Below are 25,230 nucleotides of genomic sequence, written 5' to 3'. Positions count from 1 at the left end.
CCTACTTGCTGCCTTGCCGATTTTTCGCTGCGTACATTGCTTCGTCAGCGCGTTGGAGGATGTGGTCAGGATCGTCGCATTCTTCCCCACCGCACACCACGATTCCTACCGAACCCGCTCCCCAATAGGTGTGCTCGCCCAGCTCATATTTGGCGCGCAGCACGGCGCGAATCTTTTCGGCAATGGCCTCGGCAGCGTCGCTTGCGGATTCGGGGTCTTCGCCAAGGTTCTCGATCAGCACGACGAATTCATCCCCGCCAAAACGAGCAACCGTGTCGCAATCGCGAACGATCCTTCGCAACCGCCGCGCCACTTCGATGAGGAACAGATCCCCCACATCGTGCCCGTAGGTATCGTTGAGCGACTTGAAGTGATCCAGATCAATGAACAACACCGCCAATTGGCTATGGTTTCGCTTGCTGTATACGATGGCTCTATGCATCCGATCAAAGAGCAAGCGGCGATTGGGCAGATGCGTGAGCGGGTCGTGGAAGGCGATATGGCGCAACTGCGCTTCCAATTCTTTGCGCTCTGTCAGGTCGATCAACTGGAGCAGCAGATGGTCTTCGTTGTACAAGCGCAAGGGATAGATCTTGCAATCGAAGGTCGCGGGCTTGTCGGCGCGTCCCTCGATGGTCACTTCGTATTGGTGGGGGGTTTGCTGGCGCAAGGCGGCAAGGCATTCGTCGCAAAAGCCGGTGCGAATCCATGCATCGATGCCAAACAGGCTTAGCTTGGATACGGCTTCGCGCGTGGTGTGCAGCAGTTTGGCGTAGGCCTCGTTGACCAGCAGGCACTTCCCATCGGAACGGTACACGGCCATGGCCACCGGCGAATTGAGCAGTACGGTCTCGCTGAGCAGCAGGGCTTGGCTGAGTTTGTGATCATGTTTGGCAATCTCTTCAGCCATGATGTTGAACTGGTTTGCCAGCACGCCGAACTCGTCTTTGCGATCATGGGGGATCCGATGGTCGAAATGGCCGCTGCCAATGCGGGCAGCACCTTGCATGAGTACGCGCAGGGGCCTGCGGATACCTTGCACGGTACCGATTCCAAACAGGCCGAATGCGATGACCAATAGCCCCGCCCCGTAGAGGAAATACATGGCGATCCGGCGCTGCTGATCCCTCGTCTCGCTGCGCAGTTGCTCGGAAAGGTCCACTTGCAGCGCACGGAACTCGGTGAAGTACGCGTGCAGCTCTACCGATTGCTGTTGGTATGCGCCGCCCAGCACATGGTGCATCGTGTCGTGTTCGTGTTGCTCGCTCGAAAGATCGATGAGGTCGCGAAAAGTCCGAAACCGCTCTGTGATGGCGGAGTCGAGCGCATCGACGACAGTACGGCGTGCGCTATGCATGATCAACAGTTGCCGCAGGCGAGCCATGCGCCTAGGCCATTCATCGCGGGCAATCTCGTACGTTTCCAGGTCACGCGGGTCGTGACTGAGCAAATACGTCAACACCGCAGTTTCGGCGCGGCGAAGTTCCAGCATGACGCCGTTGACTTCCGTACCCGCTTGGGCGACTTCGCTTTCCTGCGCCCAGACATCCTGCAGGCGCTGAATATGCAGCCACCAATGCACCGAAACCAGCAGGACCGTGACCACGGCCAAGACAAAACTCAGGGAAATACGTTGCGTGACGTTGAGCATGTACAGACAAAACGAATCGGCCAATCACTACGATTTGGCGTAATCAATCCATGGATCGGGACGATCCATGAGGTTCAAGCGGTTCAAGCGCTGTAGTACTTGCGCGCATGCGCAGCGGCATGGCTGGCTGCTTCCTGCGGCGTTTTCTTGTTGCCGCATACGTCGGCAAACATGTCGACGACGATGAGCTGCCCCAACACTGCCGAAGCTGCTTTGCCCAGGCTCCCGGCATGGCCGATAGGCAACATGCGACGGGTGAAGTCCCGAAAGGGGGTGACTTTGGGGTCGCTCGTCCAGACTGGATTCTTTTCGTAGTAGGCCAAAGGCGGGCTGAGGTATCCCTTCGACGCAGCCAGCCAGGGGTCGTATTGCTCTTTTTCCATCATCCAGCGCAAGTACTCCCGCGCAGCATTGGGGTACGGCGTGTGCCGGAAAACGAGGGCGAGCGACATACTGCCGGACTCGGTCGATTGGCCGACGGGGCCAATGGGGAAGGCAGCATGGTCGATATCCGCAGCCATGGCGCGTCGTTGGGGATCGTTGGCGCGCAAGGCTGTTGCGTAGATCGACACAGGGTTGGCAGTCAGGCTGCACTCTCCGGCTAGAAAAGCGAGGTTGTTGCTCGAATCGACCCAAGACAGGGTTTCCGGCCGAAAGGTTTGGAATAGTTGCTTGGCGTATTCCAAGGCAGCGATGGTTTCCGGGGAATACAGCACTACTTCGTTGTTTGCATTGGCAACCTTGCCGCCGTGCGCCCACAGGCACCAGTGCGTCCAACTTGCTGCGTCGTTAGCGGAACGACCCAGTGGAAACCCCGCCGGGGTGCCGTTTTGGGCCAGCCGTTGGCACAACGTCAGAAAGTCCCCCAGGTTGGTGGGCATTTTTTCGAACCCTGCCGCACGGATATGGCTGATCCGGTACGTCAGGCAATAGGGCAGCGCCCCATGCGGCAAAGCCACCCACCGGTCGTGGTGCATGCCGTACACGCGCATGGTCGGATGCCACCCACCGTATTTGCGGCCCAAGTCTTCGGCAAGCGCCGTCAAATCCAGCAGTTTTTCGGGGAAAGAATGGACGTTGTCGGCGGTCTCGAAAATGATGTCCGCGCCTACTTGGTTGTCAGCAGTTTTCCTGGCACGCAGCAACAAGTTTTCGGTGACGTCGGACTCGACGCGGACTTCCACCCCAGTCTTTTCCGCAAAGCGCTGCGAATTCGCCAGAAACATCGCCTCTTCTGCATCGACGTATGGTTTCCATCGCAACACACGCAGGCGGGCACCGCGTTCGATCTTGGCGCCAAACCATCCCAAGGGGTCAAAAGCGTGCGCGGTCGATGCCAAGCACTGTGCGCCAATCGCACCCAGTCCTGCCAAAACTTGTCTGCGTGTATGCACGGGCATTCCTTCAGGGGCAAGGGGTACAAAGAAGAAAGAGGGGAGAGGGGCGTCGGGTCAAGGCTTGTGGGAGCCAGGCCGACCATACCCCTGCGAACGACATCAGGCGCCCGCTGCTTCCTTCCGGGGGAGCGCAAAAAGCGCGGAGTGTAAAAACAGCCGTTGTCCGGGAGCGGAACGCTTTGGATAACGGTCGACAACTAGGGCAGCGTGACAACGCCGCTCAGAAAAGGCTCAGGAGCCGATTGACAGCCCAGCCCTGATCACCCCACGCCAGCCAACAGACTTTCCATGTCCTTCAGCCAAGAGCGCATCCGCTCGCGTTCGGCTGGGTCTTCGGAGATGCAGGTGCCGAATTCCTGCTCCATCAGGCACATCGTCATCCGCAAGTAGGTGCTGTCGAGCGCCTTGCGAACTGCCATGAACTGCTGGCTGACCTTGAGGCAGTCTTCGCCTTCTTCGATCATCCGCTGCACTGCACGTATTTGCCCTTCCGCCCTGCGCAGGCGATGGAGCACATCCGTGCGGGCAGCGTCATTGGTCAGTCTAGTCACGTCCGGCATTCCGGAATGCCCAGCTTTTTGAGGAGCATGGCCAGCGGGCAGAAGTTGGTGAATCCCGATTGGAAGAGATTGAGGCCGACGAATGCCGTCAACGCCAATGCCCAGGTGCTCCAGAACACCGGGCTGCCTTCCACGCCCAGCGCGAGACTGACGATCACGACCAACCCTGCGAAAACCCGGATATACCGTTCAATAGTCATTACATGCTCCTAGTGTGTGGATAAAAAAAACCGCTTGCGAATCAGGAATCGCTCAATCGTTTGATGCCCAGCAATCCCATGACGTATTTTTCGTAGATCGGTTCGGACGTGCCTTTGCGGAGTTTGCGCAGGAAATATTTTTCATACGCAATCTTGGCCAGGTGTACCCATTTGCCCTTGCGGAACCAGTTCACGTTGCGTGGTGGGATTTGGGGCAAGGCGACAAACGCTGCGCCCGTATCGCCCATATCTGCCAGACATACGGCGTTCCAGGTGCCGGTTGCCACGGCGGGACGTCCTGCCAGCTCGTCGGCAATGTTGTGGCAGATGGCGGACATCATGCTCTCAATCATGAAGCCGGTTTTGGGCGTTCCGGTGGGAACGGGTGTTTCTTCGACGGGCGGGATGGCCACGCATACCCCGGCGGCAAAGATGTTGTGGTATGCCTTGCTGCGCTGGTATTCATCGATCAGCACCATCCCCTTGGCGTTGCACAGATTGGGAACGGCGGCGACGCATTCGACGCCCTGGAACGCGGGCAACATCATCGACAGGCGGAAGTCAATCACATGCTCTTTGACTTCGTGGCCTAGGTCGTCGTACTGGGTTGCGTACATCTTGCCCGGTTCCACGCGAGTGACTTTGGCATTGGCCACCCACTTGATATCGCGGTTGCGGAATTCGGATTCGAGCATCGACTTGCTGTCCCCCACGCCACCCAGCCCCAGTTGTCCGATATACGGTTCGCTGGTGACAAAAGTCATGGGCACCTTGTGGCGTAGCTTGCGTTTGCGCAGGTCGGTGTCAAGCACCATCGCGTATTCGTAGGCGGGACCGAAACAACTGGCTCCGGGCAAGGCGCCGACGATGATCGGCCCGGGGGCTTGCAAAAAGCGCTGGTAGTCTGCGTACAAATCGAGAGCATGGTCGACGCGGCAGATCGAATGCGTCAGCCCCCCTCCCCCGCAATCGACCGGCCCCGCCCCAGGAACGTGGTCGAAAGTGAGCCTGGGGCCTGTGGCGATCACCAGGTAGTCGTAGTCGAGCGTTTCCCCGTCGGTGAGCGTCAAGCGGCTGCGTTCGGGGTCAATGTGGGTGACGGCCTTGGGAATGAAACCAATCTTCTTGCGGGTGAGGTAGGGGGCGATGGGCAGCACAACCTCGTCGCGCTCCCTCCACCCCACGGCTATCCACGGGTTGCTGGGGACGAACTGGATGAAATCGGTGCGGTTGAGGACGGTGATCTTGTGCTCCGAACCCAGTACCTCCCGCATTTCGTATGCGGCAGGCATCCCGCCGATTCCTGCTCCCACGATGACGATATGTGCCATACCTATGCTCCTGCGTTCTCGATTGCGCCCTTGATCCTCTGCATCAAGCCGATGGAACCCGCCGCCGGTACAGGGCGAAATACAGGACGGGAATGACCACCAGGGTGAGTACGGTAGAGACCAGAATTCCAAAGATCAGCGAGATGGCCAGACCATTGAAGATGGGGTCATCAAGGATGAATAACGCGCCAATCATGGCCGCCAGCCCTGTCAAGGCAATGGGCTGCGCCCGCACACTGGCGGACTGTACTACCGCATCCCGGAATGGCATCCCTTGGGAAAGCTGTAGCTCGATGAAGTCGACGAGCAGGATCGAGTTGCGAACGATGATCCCGGCAAGTGCAATCATCCCGATCATCGACGTTGCCGTGAATTGCGCTCCAAGCAGCGCGTGCCCCGGCATTACGCCGATGATGGTCAGGGGAATGGGCGTCATGATGATCAAGGGGGTGAGATAGCTCTTGAATTGCGCGACGACGAGCAGGTAGATCAAGATCAAACCAACCGCGTAGGCTGCCCCCATGTCTCGGAACGTCTCGTAGGTGATTTGCCACTCTCCGTCCCATTTGATTGCGTACTGGCGGAAAGGGTCTTCGGGCTGGCGAATCCAGTACTCGCCCACCTCGCCGGTATTAGGCAAGGCTGCCTCCGCCAAGCGGGAACGAATCGCGAACAACCCATAGAGCGGGGAATCGAGCTTGCCGGCCATGTCGCCATAGACGTAACTCACCTCTTGCAAATCCTTGGTGTAGTAGGGCTTGTCGATGATCCCGTGTTCGACGGAAACCAGTTCGGACATCGGAACGAGCTTGCCATGGGCCGCACGCAGTGGCATGGCCAACAAGGAATCCAGCCCGACTTGCGTAGACAGCGGCATCTGCAGGACGACGGGAACGGGGTATTTGGACGTGCCATCGTGCAGGTATGCAGCGTGGCTGCCCCCCAGTGCCATGGCCGCTGTCTGCGCCACCACAGCGACGGGAATTCCCAGCGATTCCGCGCGTTGTCTGCGCACGCGCAGGTAGGTGCGCGGGGCATCGGCCTGCAACGAGGTATCGATGGCGTGGATATCCGCCGTCGAGGCAAAGACCTTTTCCAGCCTGGCCGCGAGTTGGTTGCGCCCGGCTTCGTCTGGGCCATAGACCTCGGCAACGAGCGCAGACATCACCGGCGGGCCGGGGGGCACTTCCACGACCTTGATCCGCGCTTGGTGCCGACGAGCGATTTCTTCGAGGCCGGGGCGCAGCCGTTGCGCAATGGCGTGGCTTTGCTCGTTGCGGTGTTTTTTGTCGACCAGGTTGACCTGCAAATCGCCTTGCTCGACGCTGGAGCGCAGGTAGTACTGGCGTACCAGGCCATTGAAGGTGATTGGCGACGCCGTTCCCGCATAGGCTTGCAGGTGCAGCACTTCCTTTTGCTGGGCAAGGTACGCGCCCAAATCTTGCAATGTGGCGGCGGTTTCTTCGAGCGGCGTACCCGCAGGCATATCGACGACGACTTGGAACTCGCTCTTGTTGTCGAAGGGGAGCATCTTGAGCACCACCCATTCGACCAGCGTCAGCCCTACCGATAGCAACAAGGCAGCCAGAATGCCTGCGAGCAGCATCCAGCGTTTGCGCGCGCTGTCCAGAAAGGGAGCGAGCAGCCGGGCGAAGAAAGGCTGCAACCATGCGCCCAGGCCGCTGGGGGCGTGCCCCGCGCTGTGGGAATGGCTATGCATGAATTGCACGGCCAACCAGGGCGTGATGGTGAAGGCAATGGCCAGCGAGATTGCCATGCCCAAACTGGCGTTGATCGGGATCGGGCCCATATAGGGGCCCATCAGCCCGGTGACGAAAGCCATCGGCAGCAGTGCTGCGATGACGGTCAGCGTTGCCAGGATCGTCGGCCCGCCGACTTCGTCGACCGCACGGGGAATGATGTCGATTAGCGATGCGCCGGGCGTAAGCTGCTGGTGGCGATGGATGTTTTCGACGACGACGATTGCGTCGTCAACGAGGATCCCGATCGAAAAAATCAGCGCGAACAACGAGACCCGGTTGAGGGTGAACCCCCACGCCCAGGAAGCAAACAGCGTGGCGGTGAGGGTCAGAATGACCGCCGCGCCGACGATGATGGCTTCCCTTCTGCCCAGCGCCAGCCCGACGAGCAGGATGACTGACCCCGTGGCAAATGCGAGTTTCTGGATGAGCTTGTTGGCTTTTTCTGCGGCGGTTTGGCCGTAGTCGCGGGTGACGGTGGCGTGGACGTTCGCGGGGATGACGGTATTGCGCAGCATCTCCACACGCTGCCGCACTGCGCTGGAGACATCGACGGCATTGACCCCCGGTTTCTTGGTCACGGTCAACGTCAGCGCCGGGTATACCGCCCCTGTTTGCAGCGTGGTCTGACTACCTGCCGCATTTGCTGCCTTGGGCTGATAAGCTCGCTTTGCGGTATGTGCTTCATTCGCTGCCCCATCCGCTGCGCCGGGGCTGAACCACACGTAGCGGCTGGGCAATTGCGCGGTAGCTTCAATCCGCGCCACCTCCCGCAGGTAGACGGGAACGCCAAGGTGGACGCCGACGACTACATTGCCCACATCGTCGGCATCGCGCAGAAACTGGCCTGTTTCCACCTGCACCATCGTCGAATCTTCGGTGGAAAAGACGGCCCCGGCGGGCAGGCTGGTGTTGGCCCCGGCAAGACTGGAGCGCAGTTGGAGCACATCGACGCCGCGTTCACGTAGCCGGGTGGGATCCAGCCAGACTTGCACGGCTCTGCCGGGAGCACCGATGGTTTTGATCTCCCTCGTACCGGGGATTCTTTTGAGCTCGGCCTCGATGGTGTGCGCAACGCGCTCCAGCTCGACGGCGCTTATCGCATCCTCGCTCCACAGCGTGATGGCGGAGACGGGAACGTCGTCGATGCCCTTGGGTTTGATGATCGGTAAATGGGTGCCCAGCTCTGCGGGCAGCCAATCCTGGTTGGCGTGGAGCACGTCGTACAAGCGCACCAGGGCTTCCGTTCGCGGAACGCCGACCTGGAATTGCACGGTCATGATGGCCATGCCGGGAAGCGCGACGGAATAGGTGTGCTCAATTCCTGCGATCTGGTTGAGCACTTGTTCCGCCGGGCGCGCAACCATGTTGTGGACATCCGTGCTGCTTGCCCCTGGGAAGGGGATCAGCACATTGGCCATCGTCACATTGATTTGTGGCTCTTCTTCGCGGGGGGTGACCAGCACCGCGAACAGCCCCAGCAGCATCGCGACGACAGCCAGCAGCGGCGTGATGGCGTTGCGCTGGAACTGGGCAGCCAGCGTGCCGGAAATACCCAGGGGCGCAGTGCGTTCGCTATCCATCGCGCTTTACCGCCCTACTGAGGAAGCACCGGCCAACCCGGCACGCAAGGGGTCGAGGGCCACGCGATCCTTGTTCGTCAGCCCGGCGAGCACTTCCACCCCTTGTGCATAGTCCCCACCCAGGCGGACTGCGCGCAGCACGAAACCTTGGGCGCTGTCCACGTAGACGGCAGTCAGTTCGCCGCGTTGCAACACGGCGGAGCGGGGAATCACCATCCGTTGCTGCAACCCCGATGCAATCCGCACACGCACCTGTTGCCCAGGCAAAACGCCTTGTATCGACTTGGGCAGGTCGAGCCGGTATTCCACGGTTTGCGCGACGGGGTCTGCGCCCGGCAACAGAGTGCGGACAGCGGGAGTGATCCACTGGGTGGAACCATCCGGCTGGGGCATTTCGATCTCGACCGCGCTCGCGGCAGAGATGGCTTTGGCGCGGGACAAAGGCAATTGCACGACCACCCGCAGCGCCTGCGGGGCAAATACGGTCACGATCGATTTGCCCGGCACAGCCAAATCGCCTGCTTCCGCGTGGGTTTGGAGGACGAGCGCGTCGTAGGGCGCGGTGAGTTGCGTGAAGCCTTGTTGCACGCTCGATTGCCGTGCCATCGCTTCGGCCTGTTCCATCGCGGCCTGCGTCGCGTCGAGCTGGGCTTGCGCGGTGTCGAGCGCGCTGGCGCTAACGAAGCCTTGGGCGCGAAGTTCGCGGTTGCGGGCGAAATGGGCTTTGGCGTTGTGTAGCTCTGCCCGTGCCTGGGCCACGGCAGCCGTGGCGCGGGAAACGCCTGCCTGGGTTTCGCGGTCATCGATGGTGGCCAGCAATTGGCCTGCACGTACCCGATCCCCGGCTTGGACGCGCAAGCCCAGAATGCGCCCGGAGGTTTGCGCCGACAACGTACTTTGCTGCACGGCTTGCACCACTGCGTCGAATTCGCCGAGCTGCCCCACGGCGCGGGACTGCACGGCGACCACTGCGACTTCGGGTGCCGCCCACGACAGCGAACCCCAACAGGCTGCGCAACACGCCAACGCTGCGGTGACGACAGCGCGGATCGGTACGTTTCCATGAGCAAAGCCACCCTGTTCCTGCATTCCCAAAGACTCTTTCATACGTTGCCTATCGTTGTCTGATTTGCCCTTCTTCATTGTTCATAGCACAAGCTAGGAACGCCTCACTCAGGCCAAAACTGCCTCGCCACTGCATCCCCCTGCCCTGCAAACCCTCATGGACTATCTGGGTTTATCGTAGGTCGTGCGCCATGGGCAGGGTCTATTGGGGACACGGTGACGCTTTCCGGTCGTTACCTGTGCAGACTTGGGCCTGAGCGTACGACAAACGAGGATTGCCCTATCTAAAAAGCCGATAAGACGAGTATAGATTGCATACCCTACCCAGTACAAATACCCAATACTGGCAGTGACGGAAGTCGCGATGAGGGGCGTCTTGCGTTGGGACTGCGTTCTCTATGATTCGCGCTCGCCTGCTTCTCGTGCGCCTTCCACCGACGTATCTGGACGATGTCCGCAGTACCCCCATCCTCCCCTCCTACCCCTGTGCAGTGTGAAGCATCGGCCCATGCCTTGCCTGTCGGCTTCGGCGCGGGGTTTTTCCGGCAGCCTGTACATGTGGTATCGACGTCCATGCAGTCGCTACAGCTTGCAGTACTGCGCTGGAGGTTTGCCTTCGCATTCGGCGCGCTGGCCTTGGTATTGGCCGCCAGCCCTTCCACCTACCGCCCGGCTACTCGTGCGGCCATTCTGAGCAATCTCCATGCCAGTACTGCGCAGACTTTGCCCTGGTTCGCCGCGCTGGCCAGTCTGCTCAGCCTGGTGCTCATTCGCATCGTCGTCGTCACTGCGGCGAGTTATGGGCTTTCGCAGCTTGCGCTGCAAGTCGTCGTGCGCGTGCTCGTCCTGGAATTGATTCCTCTTTCTGCGGCGCTGTTCGTGGCTTTGCGCATTGCCCCATCTTGGGCATTACCGAAGGTTGGCATCCTGCATATCGACGATCTCTCCTTGCCTTGGGTGCGCAGGGAACTGGTTCCACGTGTGTTGGCGGAGGCCTTTGCCGTCGTGGCGCTGGCAGTCGTCAGCAGTGCATTGGCCTTGGTTTTGGCGTACCTCGTGGTGTACGGCTTTTCCCCCTGGGGGTTGCCAGTATTTACGCGCACCATTGGGCGTGTGTTCGATCCCATCGTCAGCACCTTGCTGGTCAGCAAAATTCTGGCTTTCGCATGGGCCGTCGCCACGGTTCCCTTGGCCGCAAGACTGGAACGGCCCGATACGGCCATGTCGACGCGCTTGTTCGTCGTATTGCTGGGGTTGGAGGCGGCCACGCTGTCGCTACAGTACGTCTGACCCCTTCGCGTGACTGTCCCTCATCATGGATGCTGTAGCCCCCTCCCCTGACGACGTGCTCGACACCCGTATTCACCGCAAAGCCTTGCTGGTGCTGTGGGGGGTGGGGCTGCTGGTGGTGGGGTTCGTCGTCTTTTTGCTCGTGGCGCGCGGGGTGTTTGAACCTACGCAAGACCTCACGTTGATCGCCGACAACTCCGAAGGCGTGACTGTCGGCATGGACATGACGTTTTCCGGGTTCCCGATCGGTCGCGTCCGTCGCATCGACCTGGCCAACGATGGCAAGGCCCGGCTGCTGCTCGATATTCCCCGCAAGAACGCACGCTGGTTGCGCACGTCCAGCGTCTTTACCCTGGAACGCGGCATGGTGGGCGATACGAACATCCGCGCATTTAGCGGCATCCTGGAAGACCCGATTCTTCCCCCCGGTTCGCAGCGCACGCTGTTGCGCGGGGATACCTCTGCGGAAATTCCCAGGCTGATCGCCAACGCACGTGCGTTGCTGGAAAACCTGGAGTCGATGACCCTGCCAGAGTCTGCGCTCAATGAAACCCTCAACCATCTGCACATCGTCACCCAACGCATGGCAGGCAAGCACGGCGCGATGGAGGCCGTGCTCGGTTCCCCGGAACAGGCTCGCGCCATCGTTGCGGCCATTGCGCGCGCCAACGCCTTGCTTGCCCAAACCCAGCGGCGCTTGTATGGCAAGGGGGGATTGGCCGACGGCGCCGACCGTGCCTTGCGCGAAGGCACGCAAACCTTGCAAGCATTCCAGGCCACGTTGCAGGATGCCCGCAGCACACTCGCCAAGGTCGATGCGGTGCTGGAACATGCGCAGGCCATCGGCAAAGACGTGCGTGGCGTCAGCACAGACCTGGGGACTTTGCGTTCCGACGTCGAATCCAGCGTGCGCAAGCTCGGTCAGCTTGCCGACGACTTGCAACGCGTTTGGCCTTTGGCGCAAGACCCTGCCCTGACGCTCCCTTGACGCTGCCTTGACCGTACCTTGACTCAGCCATGCATGCCAGGTTTCGCTTTCTGCTGTACGTGCTGATCGCCTGGTTGGGGGCCTGCGCGCATCCTGCCCCGGACTGGCAACATGGCGCCCACCGTGCGTTGCATCGCCATATCGATGCGTACTTTGCCGGAAACCCAGGCGTTGCTGCCTACGAATGGGAGCAGGCCCAGGCGCAGATCGCCCGCAGCGGGGATGTGGAATGGCATATTCAAGCCGAGTTATTGCGTTGCGCTGCGTTGGTCGCCAGCCTCGATGGCGCAGACTGCCCTGGGGTCAAGACTGCTCTGCAAGACGCCACCCCTGCGCAGCGTGCGTACTGGGCTTATTTGCGTGGCGCATGGAACGAGATGGACCCCGCGCTGCTCCCCAGCCACCATCGCTCGATCGTCGCTGGGGCCGTTGCGCAGGCAGGGAGCACCAATGTTGCCGTGCAGGAGGCTTTGCGCGCCATCGAAGACCCTCTGGCCAGGTTGGTCGCTGCTGGCGTGTTGTTCCCCCAACACCGGTTGCCGCCAGAGAGCATCGCGCTGCTCGTGGACACGGCCTCGCACCAAGGCTGGCGTCGTCCCTTGTTGGCGTGGTTGCATGTGCAACAAGATATGGCGCATGGCGACGCAGCGATGCAAGCCCGTGTGCAGCGGCGTATCGACCTGGTGCTACGGCAAGCTCCAGCCAATCGGAATGCCCCCCTGTAGGAGCGACGGATAGGAAAACCCTGTTATCCCAGAAAGCGCCGCGATGGGGATTGATCTGGAAGCGCGCTCCTAGAATTTCGAGCTTCGATGTGGGCGGTAGGGTGGCAAGCGCGATGTTGCGATGGCTACAGAATCCGCCGTTTTTTTGGGTGTGACCCCATGGAACCGATTTTGGTGGCGGGTGGTGGCTTGGGTGGCTTGTCTACGACGTTGGCATGCGCCACTGCGGGGGCAGACGTTTTTTTGTACGAACGCAGCCCGGAATTTCAGGAATTTGGCGCTGGCATTCAGCTCGGTCCCAACGTAGTGCGGGTGTTGCACGAGTGGGGACTGGGCGAGGCGCTCAACGAGGTGGTGTCTTTTCCCGATCGACTGCAATTCCGTTGCGCCGCAACGGGAACGGAATTGGGAGTGCTACGTTTGGGCTCCGACATGTCTCAGCGCTACGGCGCACCGTATTTGACGATCCACCGTGGCGACATGATGAAGGTGCTGCTCGACGCAGTGCGAACGTTGCCGAATGCGCGGCTGTTCCCTGCCAGCCCCGTCGTCCGTTTTGAGCAATCGGAGTTTCAGGTTCGCGTCCATTTGGCCACGGAACAGGCGCAGAACGGGTTGTTGCTCGTCGGTGCGGATGGTGCCTGGAGCGACGTGCGCAAGCAATTGCTCGACGACGGAGCGCCCCAACCCATAGGCCACTTGGCATACCGTGCGTTGATTTCGCAGGCGCGGCTGCCGTTGCACTTGCGGTCTTCGCAAATCACGGTATGGCTGGGGCCGAAGATGCATGTCGTGCAGTACCCGGTACGAAGGGGGGAATTGCTCAATGTGGTGGTAATCGTCCATGGCAATGTGTACGGAGACCTGTCCCATTGGGATCACAGTGGCAACGCGAATGAAGTGCGCACACGCATGGCTGTGGCATGCAAGCCGTTGCACGACATGATCCTCGCCGTGCCAAACTGGAAACTCTGGGCCTTGTGCGTCCGCACGCCGATGCGTGCTGCGTCGGAACACACCGCTGGCCGTGTCGCGCTGGTGGGGGATGCCGCCCACCCCATGGTGCCGTACCTGGCACAAGGGGCGGCAATGGCTTTCGAGGATTCCTACGTCCTGGCTCGTGTCTTGAAGCAAGGGGGGGTGCTATCAAGCAGTCTGCGTAGCACCTCCAAAACGGCGGCGGAAGTGCCCAAACTCTTGCATTCCTTTGCGGAGGCGCGATGGAAGCGCAACGCGAAAGTGCAATCCCGCGCATTACGCAATGGCAAGATATTCCATGCAACGGGGCTGATCCGCCTGGGCCGCAATGCCTCAATGCAAATGGGTGGCGAGGGGCTGCTGGATCAGCCCTGGCTGTACGGCGCGACGCTCTGAAGCTGCTTGATTACTGCCTAGTTGTGTCTAGTTGTGCCTAGTTGTGCCTAGTTGTCTTCGCGCCGACGGTCGATCCATTCGATCGTCGTCTCGAAAGCCTCACGCAGGGCCACGTGTAGCCCATGCACCTCGCTGGCGGCATTGGCCAGCGCAGCGTGTTCCAGCGATGCTGCGACGGATCCCATCTGATCCACCCCCAAATTGATGCAGGTGGACTTCAGATCGTGCGCCAGCGCCGCCACTGTGGGGATATCCCCCTGTTTTACGGCATCGCGCAAGCCTTCCATGGTCAGCGCGGTGCCAGAGCGGAACATGTCCAGCAATTGGGATATCGCGTGGGGATCGTTGCCAAAGCGTTCCTGAATTTTGGCGACGTTGACGGGTTGTGGTTCAGGGGGCGCTTCCGGTACGGCGACTGCCACTGCAGGACGCGCATTCCGTGGGCATGCACTCAGGTCCACGGCTGCGTGGAAAGCCTTCTGCAGCTCTTGGTGGGATGCGATTGCTTGCGCCGTGTCGCTGGACCGCGCAGCGTGCTCCAAGGTCGCAGCGATGGTCGACATCTGCTCAATGCCAAGATTGGCGCAGGTTCCTTTGATCTCATGCGCCAGCGCACCCACTTTGGGTAGATCATCCTGCTCGACGGCATGGGCCAGTTTTTCCATGGTGGATGCCGTGTTGGTGCGGAACATTTCGAGCAATTGGGCGATGACTTGCTGATCGTCGCCAAACTGTTCTTCCAGCCACGGGAAATTGATCACTTGGGGGCCGGATTCCGACGACAAGGCGGTTTCCACTCCGGTGGGCAGGGTTGCGGTGGTGGAGGCGAGGGGTTGAATCCAGCGGCGTAGCACGGTGCGCAGTTGGGCTGGGTCGATCGGTTTGGCCAGGTAGTCGTCCATGCCGACGGCCAAACACCGCTCCCGATCCCCTTGCATGACGTTGGCGGTCATGGCGATGATGGGGATGTGTCGATCCGTTTCCTCTTCGGATTTGCGAATCAGGATCGTGGCATCAAAGCCGTCGAGCACTGGCATCTGGCAGTCCATCAGCACTGCGGCGAATGCGGGAATCTTGCCTGACATGGCATCTTCGACGGCCTGCACGGCTTCCATGCCGTTGTTGACGATGTGCAAGGCATAGCCCAGCTTGCGAATTTGCAGATTGGCCACCCGCTGGTTGATGGCGTTGTCCTCGGCCAACAACACGATGTGCTGCGATTGCCCTGGCGGTTGCACGGTGGTGGGTTCCCGACGGCGCGAGGGCTGCACTGTCGTGGGCTGCGAATCTTCCGCTGTGGAGCTGGTGTTTTGGCCGCTCAGGCAGTCGAATAGCACAGACTGGCGCAGCGGCTTGACCAGGCAGGAAGCAAAGCCTAGCGAGCGGGCTTGCTGGCATAGCTCGCGTTGGTCGAAGAGCGTCATCAGCACCAAGCGCGCCGCGTCGAATTTGGGGTGTTCGCGCACCACGCCGGCAAAGGCCAGGCTGTCGGTCTCACTCTGGGCCAGCCCAATCAGCACCAGTGTGTAGGGCGCGTGGCACTTCAGTGCTTCATGCATCATCTGAATGGCTGCCTCGACGTTGTCCGTCGCTGCATGGGCCACTCCCCAGGCATCAAGATAGTCGGCAATGATTTGCCTGTCGCAGGGTTGGTCGTCGATGACGAGCACGCAGCGCGAGGCAACGGGTTCGAGTGCGGCGCAGGGGTTGAGCGAGCTCTTGGTGGGGTCACGAACCATCGGCAGGGTGAACCAGAAAGTGGACCCTTTGCCCTCGGTACTGTCGATACCAATCGTCCCGCCCATGAGTTCGACGAGCCGCTTGCTGATGGCTAGCCCCAACCCGGTTCCCCCGTATTTGCGCGTGGTCGTGCTGTCGGCCTGGGTAAAGGATTGGAAGAGCTTTTCCTGGACCTCGGGGGAAATGCCGATGCCGGTGTCACGCACCTCGAAGCGCAGCGAAGGCAGGCGGGATTCGACGTTGCGGGTAACGCGCACTTCGACCCCACCCTCGTGGGTGAACTTGATGGCGTTGCCGACGAGATTGAGCATGACTTGCCGCAACCGGGTGGGGTCTCCGCGCAGATGCGCCGGCAGCCAGGGGTCGACGAAGCAGCCCAGCGAGAGGGACTTTTCCCGCGCCTTGGCAAAGAGCAGGTCGATCGTTCCTTCGACGACCTGCACCACCGAATAGTCGGTCTCTTCAATATTGAGCTTGCCGGCCTCGATCTTGGAAAAGTCGAGGATGTCGTTAATGATTGTCAGCAAAGCATGCGCGGATTCGCGCACTGTGCGGGTGTAGTCGCGCTGTTCATCGTCGAGCCGGGTATCGAGCAACAAGTCGACCATGCCGATGATTCCGTTCATCGGGGTGCGAATTTCGTGGCTCATCGTCGAGAGAAAGTCCGACTTGAGCTTGGAGGTCTCCAGCGCCTGGTCGCGGGCTTGGCGCATCGCAGCTTCGGCTTGCTTGCGCAGGCGAATGTCCGAAAGCAGCCCCACGTAATGGCTGACTTTCCCGTTTTCTCCCTGTACGGGGGACAGGTGCAGCTCGCCAATGAAGGTGGAGGTGTCGAGCCGCTGCAATTCCATTTCGATCGTCACGCTCTCGCCTTTCGTCATGATGTCCATGATGAGTGAGAGTTTTTTGTGGTCGGTATTTGGTCCGTAGAGGGCGCTGATGCGCTGCCCCACCGCCCGCTTTTGCGGGTAGCCGGTGATGCGCGTGAACCCGGAGTTGACGTACTGCACGATCGGCCCGGCGGGATGCGGAACGGCATCCATGATGTGGATGCCTTGGTCGATGTACTGGATGGCTGTTTCGACCAGTTTCAGGCGCGTGCGGCGTTCCACATCCTCGGAAATGTCGCGTTTGATCGCGATGAAATGCGTGATGACCCCATGCTCGACGATGGGCGTGATGCTCATCTGTTCGGGATAGACCTCGCCATTCTTGCGCTGGTTGTGGACTTCTCCTTCCCATGGGCGGCCTTCGAGCAAGGTGCCCCACATGCTTTGGTACAGCTCTGGATCCTCAATGCCGGACTTGAGCAATTTGGGGTTGCGGCCCAGCACTTCCTCCTGCGTGTACCCTGTGGATTTGCAAAAGGCGGGGTTGACGTACTCGATCAAACCATCTTTGCGGGTGATGACGATCATGTTGACTGTGGCATCCAATGCAGCTTGTTGCATGCGGATGCGCGCCTCGCTGGCGATGCGGTCGCTGATATTGCGGAACGAGAGCAAGGCCCCGACGATTTGCCCATCCTTGAGGAGTGGCTTGGTGCGGTACGAGATGGGGATCAGTTGCCCGCTGTGGTCGAGGAAATAGTCCTCTCCGTCGAGCGAGGCGCCGTGTTGGAGCACGCTCAGCAAGGGGCATTCCTCTGAAGGGAAGTAGGAACCGTCCGGGCGGGTATGGTGCAGCGTGCGGTGTGCGTGCTGGCCTACAAGCTCTTCGGCAGACCATCCCAGGATTTCTTCCCCCGCGCTGTTGATGAAGGTGATCATCCCCCGGGTATCCACCGCATATACCCCGTCGCTGAGGGTATCGAGCATCGTGGCATTCGCGGAACGCTCCTGCTCACTTTGGGCAATCGTCGTGTGGGCTACGGCAACGGCAGCGGACAGCCTGCGCAGAAACAAGGCGCCTGATGCAATGCCCAGCAAAACGATGATCCCGGCCAAAACGAACTCCAGGCGCTGCATGGTGACCTGGCGCGCTTCGAGCGTGTGCTCCATGGCATTCATGCGTTGCTCGGCATCGAGCAACAAGCGATTCGCGTTGCGCCGCAGCCTGTCGAAGTAGGGCACCATCTTTGCGATCCAACTGGTCAGTTGACCATGGAGTACGAGGACCTTCGCGGAATCTCTATTCTGGATGGCTTGCCAGCGCTGGCTCAACAGGGTTTCCAGCGGATGCAGCTCGCGGCGGATCTGGTCGAGGTGGGGTTCCATTTCGAGCAGTTCGGTCAATACGGGGATACCTGCGGGGTTGTACCGTACGACTCGGGCCGTCTTGCCGGTTTCATCGGGTTCGAGCGATAGCTCGCGGATGGCATCGCCCCCCAATTGCAAAACGTCCAGGTTGGTATGTAGCCGGGATATCTGGACTTCCAGCGCCTGGTGCAGCCGGGAAAACGTTTCTTCTTCCCGCGCCAACAACATGCCTTGCACGAGCCTCTCCACATCATGGGCGCTGTAGAGAATTTCTTCACACAGAAAGACCCGTGCGTGTTCGTTGGAATCTTGGCGACGAATTTCCTGGGCTACATCGGAAAAAACGAGGTGCATCACCACCACCGCGCACAGGCACAGCAGAAACACGATGACGAACCAGCGCAGTGGAGCATCGACCCTGGCGAAGGGCCGGGATGGATCAGGCGCGGAGGCAGGAGGAGAAGCAGGCAATGTCATGGGGGATAGGGCGGAACCGCGCACTTCAGCGTGCGAAGCCCGCAGACGATACCGAACCCTGGCAATGCAGCACTACCCAATCGACGACTGCATCGTCAAAGCAGAGCTGCATGTGTCCTACCCCTGTGAATATGGTGTCCACTGGGTGGGTAGGCAAGGGCGCATCGTTGGGAAAAACGATGTTGTCGTGCTGGGTTTTCGCCACGCAAATCCGTTCCCAGGTTTCGGGGGATTCGCTGGCGTGCAAGGCGTGCAGCCAGTTGCTGCGCTGCATCATCTGGCGGCAATTGGCGGCAAAGGGCAGCACCCGCGCCAGCCACGTCCCCCAGTGTGGAGATCCCAACGTCAATACCCGGTCTGCGCGTGCGGCACCGTGGGTGCGCATCCATGCGCGGATGACCAGCCCGCCCATGCTGTGGCCAACCAGAATGGCGCGGGGGGCATGGCTGCGCTCCAGCACAGTGGCAATGGCTTGCTCGACAGTGGGCACGTAGTCATCGATGGGCGCGAACAAGGGTTCCAGGTCTACGGCCAACACGTCATGCCCTGCACGGCGCAAGACATGCGCCATCTTTGTCCAGATTTTGTGGTTGCAAAAAAAACCATGCACTAGCACGATGGGAAGGCGCGAAGAATCGGGTAACGAAGACCGTACATAAGTGGGGCTGGCATCCGACCAAGGTACGCCAACCCAGAACACCCACAGCATGGTTCCCCACTCTCCCAGAATGGCCCGCCACCGCCCTGCTGCGGGGGAGCCAGACAGGGCCATCGTGGCCAAAACGATGACCAAATGGGGGAATGCAGCCAGCACGGCAACGCAAAGCAAGGGCAACAGGACGACCCCCACCCAGGAAGGACAAGCCAATAAAGCCACCCATACCCCTGCTCCCGCTCCTAGGACAAGCTGGATTAGCGCGGAGATGCGGACGGCGCGGGCAAACATGGTGACGATTCGGGCTGCACCCCAATAAATGCTCGCAACAAGTGTAGCCATGCGCTTATGACGAGGCAGTTACGCAAGTTGTGGCGCTATGCCATGGTTTTGCAGGTGGTACAAGGTGGCCATCGCGGTTTCCGCCGCCCTACAGCTACCATCCGCAGCCCATGCCTAGCCCTGTAGAGCCGCTTACCCTGCCATTTCTTGCCCCCGGTGAGGACTTTCCCCCGCCGCGCATTGCGTGGGATGCAAGTACCGATGCGCCGGGCCTGTTGTGCGCCGGGGCCGATTTGACGGTGGCCACCCTTGTTCGCGCCTACCGCCAGGGCATCTTTCCCTGGTATGCGTTGGGTCAGCCGATTCTGTGGTGGAACCCCGACCCCCGGATGGTGCTCGACATTGCCGACTTTCGCTTGCACCCTTCGCTGCGCAAGACCTTGCGTCGCTTTGCCCGGACACCCGGTTGCACCGTGCGCATCGACTCGGCTTTCGGCGAGGTGATTCGCGGTTGCGCGCAGACCCCCCGGCACCGGAGGCTGGCGACGTGGATCCTCCCCGCAATGGTCATCGCCTATGAGGATTTGCACTGCGCTGGCCTGGCCCATAGCGTCGAGACCTGGGTCGATGGGCAGCTTGTCGGCGGGTTGTATTTCGTCGCCATTGGCAAAGCCGTCTTCGGGGAGTCGATGTTTCACCGCGCTTCGGACGCGTCCAAAATCGCTTTGGCGGCACTGGTGTGTTGCTGTATCCATCGCGGTATTGACCGCATCGACTGCCAGCAAGATACCCGGCATTTGGCTTCGTTGGGGGCGCGGTGCATTCCCCGGCAGGAATTTTTGGCCGGGGTTGCAGAACGTGTACGGCAGCCCAGCCCCCTCTGGGCGTGGGACGATGCCTATTGGCAGGCGCTCTGGCCTGCCCCAGTTCCCCTCACCTCCCACCCCTCTCGCATTGGGCGAGGGGAGCTTGGAGAAGCCGCTTCGTGACTGGCACAGTACCCCCACGCAGTACGCCCCATGACCAAAACCACCCATGTCTGTTCCTCCTGCGGGGGCACCCACACGCGTTGGCTGGGCAAGTGTCCCCATTGCGGGGAGTGGAATACCCTCGTCGAATCGACCCTGGAGCCTACCGCCCCCACTGGTTCCTCTCACTCCCCCCATTCCCGCTTTGCACCCCTTGCAGGCACTGCGGAGATTGCGGTGCTGGGCAGCCTGGACGCCCAGGAGCTAGCCCGGGCAACGTCCGGGTGCGAGGAACTCGACCGCGTGCTCGGCGGGGGCTTTGTCGAAGGAGGCGTGGTGCTCATTGGCGGTGATCCCGGCATCGGCAAATCCACGCTACTGCTCCAGACGCTCGATGCCATGCAGCGCCGCACCCAGCAAGATCGCAACACCCTGTACGTCACAGGGGAGGAAAGCGGCGCCCAGGTCGCCCTGCGCGCACGCAGGCTGGGGCTGGGCCATTCGCAGGTGCGGGTGCTGGCGGAAATTCGCCTTGCTTCGATCCTGGCTGCCATCCAGACCCACCGCCCCCATATCGCGGTAATCGACTCGATTCAGACGATCTATTCGGACGACCTCTCCGCAGCGCCCGGTTCGGTGTCGCAGGTGCGCGAGTGCGCGGCACAGCTTACGCGGATGGCCAAGTCCAGCGGGGTGGCTATCGTGCTCGTCGGCCATGTCACCAAGGAAGGCTCGCTGGCAGGCCCGCGCGTGCTTGAACACATGGTTGATACGGTGCTGTATTTCGAAGGGGATACGCATTCGAGCTTCCGGCTGGTGCGTGCGTTCAAGAACCGCTTCGGCGCGGTCAATGAAATCGGCGTATTCGCGATGACCGAGCGCGGCTTGCGGGGGGTCAGCAACCCCAGCGCGATGTTTTTGAGTCAGCATTCCGAGCCGGTGTCGGGCAGTTGCGTGATGGTCACGATCGAAGGAACCCGTCCCATGCTCGTCGAGATCCAGGCCCTCGTCGATAGCGCAGGCCCCAGCCCGCGCCGCCTAAGCGTGGGGCTGGATCGGGACAGGCTAGCCATGTTGCTGGCGGTATTGCACCGCCATGCCGGGGTGGCCTGCGGAGACCAGGATGTGTTCGTCAACGCTGTCGGCGGGGTGCGCATCGGCGAACCTGCTGCGGATTTGGCGGTGGTGTTGGCCATCGCTTCTTCTCTGCGTGGCCAGCCCTTACCGCGCGGGCTGTTTGCCTTTGGCGAAGTCGGCCTGGCCGGGGAAGTGCGCCCTGCGCCGCGCGGGCAGGAACGCCTGAAGGAAGCCGCCAAACTCGGTTTCGGCATTGCCGTCGCCCCCCGTGCCAACGCCCCCAAAAACCCCCACGCCAAGGAATTCGCAGGCTTGACGATCCACGCCGTCGATCGCGTCGAGCAGGCGATGGAGGTGGTGCGGGGGTTGCCATAGTCAGCAGTCGCGCCCATGCTTATCTCCCATTCGATGCCCTTGCACGATCGCCACAACGGCACAACGGTGGACGCGCTCCACCACGATCCCCATTCCGGGCTGGTGGATCGGGAACGGCTGTATGCCGCTCTGGAGCAGGAATGGGATTTGCCGTGGCAGCCTTGGCATGACTTGCGCCCGCATCTGTTCGCGGCCAATGCCGTGTTTGTGCCGCCTCGGGCGGTCGCTGCGATGGCAGAGGCCGTCGCAGCCATCGAGCGCATCGCCGCCCTGCCCGGTTACGCACAGCATGTGCTGCAAGCAGCCGACCCCCTGGCTTTGCAAGACTGGGGGCTGCGTGGGGCATGCATGGGGTACGACTTCCACGTCGTGGGGGACGAGGCTTTTCTGATCGAAATCAACACCAACGCTGGGGGATGGCTGCCCAATGCCGCGCTGGCCTGCGTTGCTGCGAATGCGGACTGGGCTGCGCAACCCTGCACGGCGTCATCCACCTGCCATCAGGAACACGGCGCTGCCGTGATGCAGATGTTCGAGGCCGAATGGCGCTTGCAGCGTGGGGATGCGCCCTTGCGCACCGTCTGCATCGTGGACGTGGCGCCCGGCGAACAATTCCTGGCCCCGGAGTTCGAGATGTTCCGTGCGCTGTTCGCCCGGCATGGCGTGGAAGCGCACATCGCCGATCCGCAAGCATTGCAATGGTGTGGCGACCACCTTGCCTACGAAGGCCAGCCTGTGGATATGGTCTACAACCGCCTGACCGACTTTGCGCTGCGTGACGCTACATCCCAGGCGCTGCGCGCTGCGGCCGAGTGTGGAGCCGTCGTGCTTACCCCCCATCCCCGTGCGCACGCCCTGCTGGCCAATAAGCGCAACCTGGCTGTGTTGGGCCAGCCCGAGCAGCTTGCTGCCTGGGGCGCGGATGCCGCAGACATTGCCACGCTGGGCCGGGTCGTCCCCGCCACCCTGCCCTTGACTGCCGACAACGCGGCTGCGTTATGGGCGCGGCGGCGGGAGCTGTTTTTCAAACCCGTGTCGGGGTATGGTTCCAAAGCCGCATACCGGGGCGACAAACTCACGCGCGGCGTCTGGGAACAGCTCCAGCAACGCAGGCCACACGACATCGTCGCGCAAACCTTCATCGCCCCCCCCACCCGCTACGTGGACGTCGGCGGACAACCTACCTGGCTGAAGTACGACATCCGCGCCTATACCTACGCCGGTGTCGTGCATCTGTTCGTGGCGCGGCTGTATACAGGGCAGACGACCAATTTCCGCACCCCCGGCGGGGGCTTCGCGCCTGTGTGTGTGGTGTAGTGTGTATGGGGCTTGGATATAGCCTATCTACACTCCCCGAGATCGGCAGGTGGCGCCCTCCCGCAGTGGGTACGGCCTATGTCGTGCGTCAGTTCGTCACCATGGGTTTGCAAGAACTTCTTTCCACGCCTTTCGTCATCCCCAGCATCCCACGGGTCGTGGCACTGGCATTGACGGAACTTGGTCGGCCCCGGCCCGATTTGCGCCGCCTTGCCCAATTGCTGGGTACTGACCCAGCGTTGTCATGCCGTTTGCTGCAAATCGCCAATGCAGCGGGGCTGGCTGGCAAGCTGCACGGGGTGTCAGAAGCGCTCGCCGTGCTGCGCTTGGACGAGGTGCGTACTCTGGTGATGCATGCAGCGTCGAGTGCGACGTTCAAGGCCGTTCCGGGTATCCAGCTTGCGCAGTTCTGGTCGTACAGCCTTGATGCAGCGCGGGTATCACGCGCCATCGCGGGCTTGTTGCACCTGGACCCACAGGCCGCGTATTGCGTCGGGATGATCCACGCCGTGGGCGAGCTGCTGCTGCGCGTGGCTCTGCCGAATATCGTGGCGTTGGATGCCAAAGTCGGCGTTTTCGAACCCAAGCGCGCCCGCGCAGAGTTGCAAGCAGTGGGCTTTTGCTTTACCCAGGTCACAGCCGGGCTGGCACGCCAGTGGAAACTGCCGCACAACATGTTCGATGCGCTGGAGTTTCAACACAAGCCTTTCGACAACGACCCCTACGAGCCTTTGGCGGGGGTGTTGCATCTGGCGCTGTGGCGTGCCCGCGCACGGCAGCTCCAGTGGTCCCAGCGTGCGCTGGCGGTGAGCTTTCCTGCCCTGGTGGCGGAAGTGCTGGGGTTGGACATCGATATGGTGCTGCAACAAGACCCCATCGACTGGACGCCCGTTCGTTCAGGCCCCGCACCGCAACGCAGCCGCACAGCGGTTTCTTGAATCGGCCTTGCCCCGTGGGCTGCCCACGGATTGCAAGATTCGCCCGCGCACGGCGGGCCGTGCAACATAGTTTGGAGGACACGCCGATGATTTCCCTATTGCCGCCCTTTCCTGCGGAATTCGTCTGGGCTGCGGCCATCGCCGTGGCATGGCTATCGGGGGAACTCTGCCACCGGTGGGCTGCACTGCCGCGCATCAGTGGGTATGGCATCGCCGGGTTCAGCATGGCAGCCAGCCAAGGCGGGTTTTTGCCCAACCCTTCCGGCACGCCCCTTGCGCTGTTGGCCAGCTTTGCCATGGCGCTCATCCTGTTCGAGTTGGGGTACCGCGTCCACTTCCCCTGGCTGCGCCGCAACCCTTGGCTGGGAATGATGGGGGTTCTCGAAGCCCTGGGCACCTTTGCAGCGGTGTACTGGGTCGGCTGGATGTGGGGGCTATCCCCTCTGGTCGCTACGCTGCTCGCGGCCTTGTCGATGTCGACGTCTCCGGCAGTGGTGTTGCGCGTATCCAATGAATTGCGCAGCGCCGGGCAGGTGACGGATCGGCTCGTGCATCTGACTGCCATGGACAGCGTGCTGGCCATCCTGTTCTTCAAAGCTGCCGTAGCCTATGTGGTGCTGACCAGCGATGTCGGCATCTTTCCGGCGTTGTGGCACACATTGCTGGTATTGGCTTTTTCCGCAGGGCTGGGCGCATTGTTTGCCGTCGTCGTCCCTGCCATCCTGCGCTCCCTGGCCGTCGCGGATCAGGACGCTACCGTGGCCTTTGCCATCGCTGTGCTCTTGTTGACTGCATTGACGCATGCGCTGCAATATTCCCCGCTCGTCGCCGCGATGGTTTTTGGCTTGGTCAGCCGCCACCGCAGGGTGTTGTTCGGGCAGGCGCAACGCAACTTCGGCGCCCTGGGGGAAGTGTTGACGGTGTGGCTCTTCGTGTTCGTCACGGCCACTTTGCAATGGATTCCCGTGGTCGAAGGCATGGCATTGGCTGTGGCCATCATTGCCATGCGCCTTGCAGTCAAGGTCGGCGTTACGGCCCTGTTGGCCCGACCCAGCGGCATTCCGCTTCGCAAGGGGATATGGACGGGTGTGGCCATGGCACCCATGTCTGCGCTGGCCATCCTATTGCTCGAACAGACGAAGCCCCTGCAATTGCCAGTGCTGGAGCAGTTGCCCGCCATCGCGGCGATGACGTTGGTGCTGGAAATTTTTGGCCCCATCGTCACGCGCTATGCCCTTGTCCACTGCGGCGACGCAGACCACCGTGGAGCACCCTGACC

General features: G+C 61.2%; 18 protein-coding genes. 9 read left to right on the top strand and 9 right to left on the bottom strand.

The genetic code is table 11. The features are described from left to right. Position 1: 1 nt before the first annotated feature. The 7 genes from CENROD_RS12325 to CENROD_RS02395 all read right to left on the bottom strand — a co-directional run bounded on the left by CENROD_RS12325 (position 2) and on the right by CENROD_RS02395 (position 9,589). Positions 2–1,651, bottom strand: coding sequence for a diguanylate cyclase domain-containing protein (locus CENROD_RS12325; protein ID WP_022771490.1), 1,650 nt, complete (start codon positions 1,649–1,651; stop codon positions 2–4). Between the two features lie 83 nt (positions 1,652–1,734). Further along, positions 1,735–3,045 carry an ABC transporter substrate-binding protein gene (locus CENROD_RS02420; protein WP_238551810.1) on the bottom strand — a complete coding sequence of 437 codons (1,311 nt, stop codon included), beginning with the start codon at positions 3,043–3,045 and terminating at the stop codon, positions 1,735–1,737. A 263-nt stretch (positions 3,046–3,308) separates the two neighbouring features. After that, positions 3,309–3,608, bottom strand: coding sequence for a metal-sensing transcriptional repressor (locus CENROD_RS02415; protein WP_238551809.1), 300 nt, complete (start codon positions 3,606–3,608; stop codon positions 3,309–3,311). After that, entirely contained in the window at positions 3,596–3,808 is a 213-nt protein-coding gene (locus CENROD_RS02410) for a YgaP family membrane protein (protein ID WP_022771487.1), read from the bottom strand. Before CENROD_RS02410 ends, CENROD_RS02415 begins: the two co-directional genes overlap by 13 nt. 41 nt (positions 3,809–3,849) lie before the next feature. After that, a complete protein-coding gene (locus CENROD_RS02405; RefSeq protein WP_022771486.1) occupies positions 3,850–5,139 on the bottom strand; it encodes an NAD(P)/FAD-dependent oxidoreductase in 1,290 nt (429 codons plus the stop codon). A gap of 43 nt (positions 5,140–5,182) precedes the next feature. After that, the gene (locus tag CENROD_RS02400) at positions 5,183–8,482 is read right to left on the bottom strand and encodes an efflux RND transporter permease subunit (RefSeq protein WP_022771485.1); all 3,300 of its coding nucleotides are present in this window, start codon (positions 8,480–8,482) and stop codon (positions 5,183–5,185) included. 6 nt (positions 8,483–8,488) lie between these two features. Then, positions 8,489–9,589, bottom strand: coding sequence for an efflux RND transporter periplasmic adaptor subunit (locus CENROD_RS02395; protein ID WP_187292321.1), 1,101 nt, complete (start codon positions 9,587–9,589; stop codon positions 8,489–8,491). Between the two features lie 408 nt (positions 9,590–9,997). Here CENROD_RS02395 and CENROD_RS02390 point away from each other — a divergent pair, with 408 nt between their 5' ends. The 4 genes from CENROD_RS02390 (at position 9,998) to CENROD_RS02375 (ending at position 13,924) form a co-directional block, all read left to right on the top strand. Continuing rightward, on the top strand, positions 9,998–10,837 hold the full coding sequence (locus CENROD_RS02390) for an ABC transporter permease (RefSeq protein WP_022771483.1): 840 nt from the start codon (positions 9,998–10,000) through the stop codon (positions 10,835–10,837). Between the two features lie 25 nt (positions 10,838–10,862). Beyond that, positions 10,863–11,825, top strand: coding sequence for an MlaD family protein (locus CENROD_RS02385; RefSeq protein WP_022771482.1), 963 nt, complete (start codon positions 10,863–10,865; stop codon positions 11,823–11,825). Positions 11,826–11,854: 29 nt separating this feature from the next. Next, a complete protein-coding gene (locus tag CENROD_RS02380) occupies positions 11,855–12,550 on the top strand; it encodes a hypothetical protein (RefSeq protein WP_022771481.1) in 696 nt (231 codons plus the stop codon). Between the two features lie 159 nt (positions 12,551–12,709). Beyond that, on the top strand, positions 12,710–13,924 hold the full coding sequence (locus tag CENROD_RS02375) for an FAD-dependent monooxygenase (protein ID WP_022771480.1): 1,215 nt from the start codon (positions 12,710–12,712) through the stop codon (positions 13,922–13,924). Between the two features lie 47 nt (positions 13,925–13,971). Here the strand turns inward: CENROD_RS02375 and CENROD_RS12320 are convergent, their stop codons facing one another. Beyond that, positions 13,972–18,339: a PAS domain S-box protein gene (locus CENROD_RS12320; RefSeq protein WP_022771479.1), complete on the bottom strand. Its 4,368-nt coding sequence runs from the start codon at positions 18,337–18,339 to the stop codon at positions 13,972–13,974. A 25-nt stretch (positions 18,340–18,364) separates the two neighbouring features. Then, the gene (locus CENROD_RS02365; RefSeq protein WP_022771478.1) at positions 18,365–19,336 is read right to left on the bottom strand and encodes an esterase/lipase family protein; all 972 of its coding nucleotides are present in this window, start codon (positions 19,334–19,336) and stop codon (positions 18,365–18,367) included. A 110-nt stretch (positions 19,337–19,446) separates the two neighbouring features. Between CENROD_RS02365 and aat the strand changes: the two genes are divergently transcribed. The 5 genes from aat (at position 19,447) to CENROD_RS02340 (ending at position 25,228) form a co-directional block, all read left to right on the top strand. Further along, positions 19,447–20,265, top strand: coding sequence for a leucyl/phenylalanyl-tRNA--protein transferase (gene aat / locus CENROD_RS02360; RefSeq protein ID WP_022771477.1), 819 nt, complete (start codon positions 19,447–19,449; stop codon positions 20,263–20,265). 30 nt (positions 20,266–20,295) lie between these two features. Then, on the top strand, positions 20,296–21,696 hold the full coding sequence (gene radA, locus CENROD_RS02355) for a DNA repair protein RadA (RefSeq protein WP_022771476.1): 1,401 nt from the start codon (positions 20,296–20,298) through the stop codon (positions 21,694–21,696). Positions 21,697–21,711: 15 nt separating this feature from the next. Beyond that, positions 21,712–23,013, top strand: coding sequence for a hypothetical protein (locus tag CENROD_RS02350; protein WP_041193200.1), 1,302 nt, complete (start codon positions 21,712–21,714; stop codon positions 23,011–23,013). A gap of 65 nt (positions 23,014–23,078) precedes the next feature. After that, entirely contained in the window at positions 23,079–23,951 is an 873-nt protein-coding gene (locus tag CENROD_RS02345; RefSeq protein WP_338010378.1) for an HDOD domain-containing protein, read from the top strand. Positions 23,952–24,037: 86 nt separating this feature from the next. Further along, the gene (locus tag CENROD_RS02340) at positions 24,038–25,228 is read left to right on the top strand and encodes a cation:proton antiporter (RefSeq protein WP_022771473.1); all 1,191 of its coding nucleotides are present in this window, start codon (positions 24,038–24,040) and stop codon (positions 25,226–25,228) included. Positions 25,229–25,230 lie beyond the last annotated feature (2 nt).

It is taken from the genome of Candidatus Symbiobacter mobilis CR, assembly GCF_000477435.1.
In the GTDB taxonomy this organism is placed as follows: domain Bacteria; phylum Pseudomonadota; class Gammaproteobacteria; order Burkholderiales; family Burkholderiaceae_C; genus Rhodoferax; species Rhodoferax mobilis.
This window is presented reverse-complemented; position numbering and strand designations above follow the sequence as displayed.

Bases quoted from the DNA above. Each gene is read 5' to 3' on its own strand.
- CENROD_RS02410 (WP_022771487.1), bottom strand. From the start codon at position 3,808: ATGACTATTGAACGGTATATCCGGGTTTTCGCAGGGTTGGTCGTGATC.
- CENROD_RS12325 (WP_022771490.1), bottom strand. From the start codon at position 1,651: ATGCTCAACGTCACGCAACGTATTTCCCTGAGTTTTGTCTTGGCCGTG.
- CENROD_RS02375 (WP_022771480.1), top strand. From the start codon at position 12,710: ATGGAACCGATTTTGGTGGCGGGTGGTGGCTTGGGTGGCTTGTCTACG.
- CENROD_RS02385 (WP_022771482.1), top strand. From the start codon at position 10,863: ATGGATGCTGTAGCCCCCTCCCCTGACGACGTGCTCGACACCCGTATT.
- CENROD_RS02395 (WP_187292321.1), bottom strand. From the start codon at position 9,589: ATGAAAGAGTCTTTGGGAATGCAGGAACAGGGTGGCTTTGCTCATGGA.
- CENROD_RS02405 (WP_022771486.1), bottom strand. From the start codon at position 5,139: ATGGCACATATCGTCATCGTGGGAGCAGGAATCGGCGGGATGCCTGCC.
- CENROD_RS12320 (WP_022771479.1), bottom strand. From the start codon at position 18,339: ATGACATTGCCTGCTTCTCCTCCTGCCTCCGCGCCTGATCCATCCCGG.
- CENROD_RS02365 (WP_022771478.1), bottom strand. From the start codon at position 19,336: ATGGCTACACTTGTTGCGAGCATTTATTGGGGTGCAGCCCGAATCGTC.
- CENROD_RS02350 (WP_041193200.1), top strand. From the start codon at position 21,712: ATGCTTATCTCCCATTCGATGCCCTTGCACGATCGCCACAACGGCACA.
- CENROD_RS02400 (WP_022771485.1), bottom strand. From the start codon at position 8,482: ATGGATAGCGAACGCACTGCGCCCCTGGGTATTTCCGGCACGCTGGCT.
- CENROD_RS02380 (WP_022771481.1), top strand. From the start codon at position 11,855: ATGCATGCCAGGTTTCGCTTTCTGCTGTACGTGCTGATCGCCTGGTTG.
- CENROD_RS02340 (WP_022771473.1), top strand. From the start codon at position 24,038: ATGATTTCCCTATTGCCGCCCTTTCCTGCGGAATTCGTCTGGGCTGCG.
- aat (WP_022771477.1), top strand. From the start codon at position 19,447: ATGCCTAGCCCTGTAGAGCCGCTTACCCTGCCATTTCTTGCCCCCGGT.
- CENROD_RS02390 (WP_022771483.1), top strand. From the start codon at position 9,998: ATGTCCGCAGTACCCCCATCCTCCCCTCCTACCCCTGTGCAGTGTGAA.
- CENROD_RS02415 (WP_238551809.1), bottom strand. From the start codon at position 3,608: ATGCCGGACGTGACTAGACTGACCAATGACGCTGCCCGCACGGATGTG.
- radA (WP_022771476.1), top strand. From the start codon at position 20,296: ATGACCAAAACCACCCATGTCTGTTCCTCCTGCGGGGGCACCCACACG.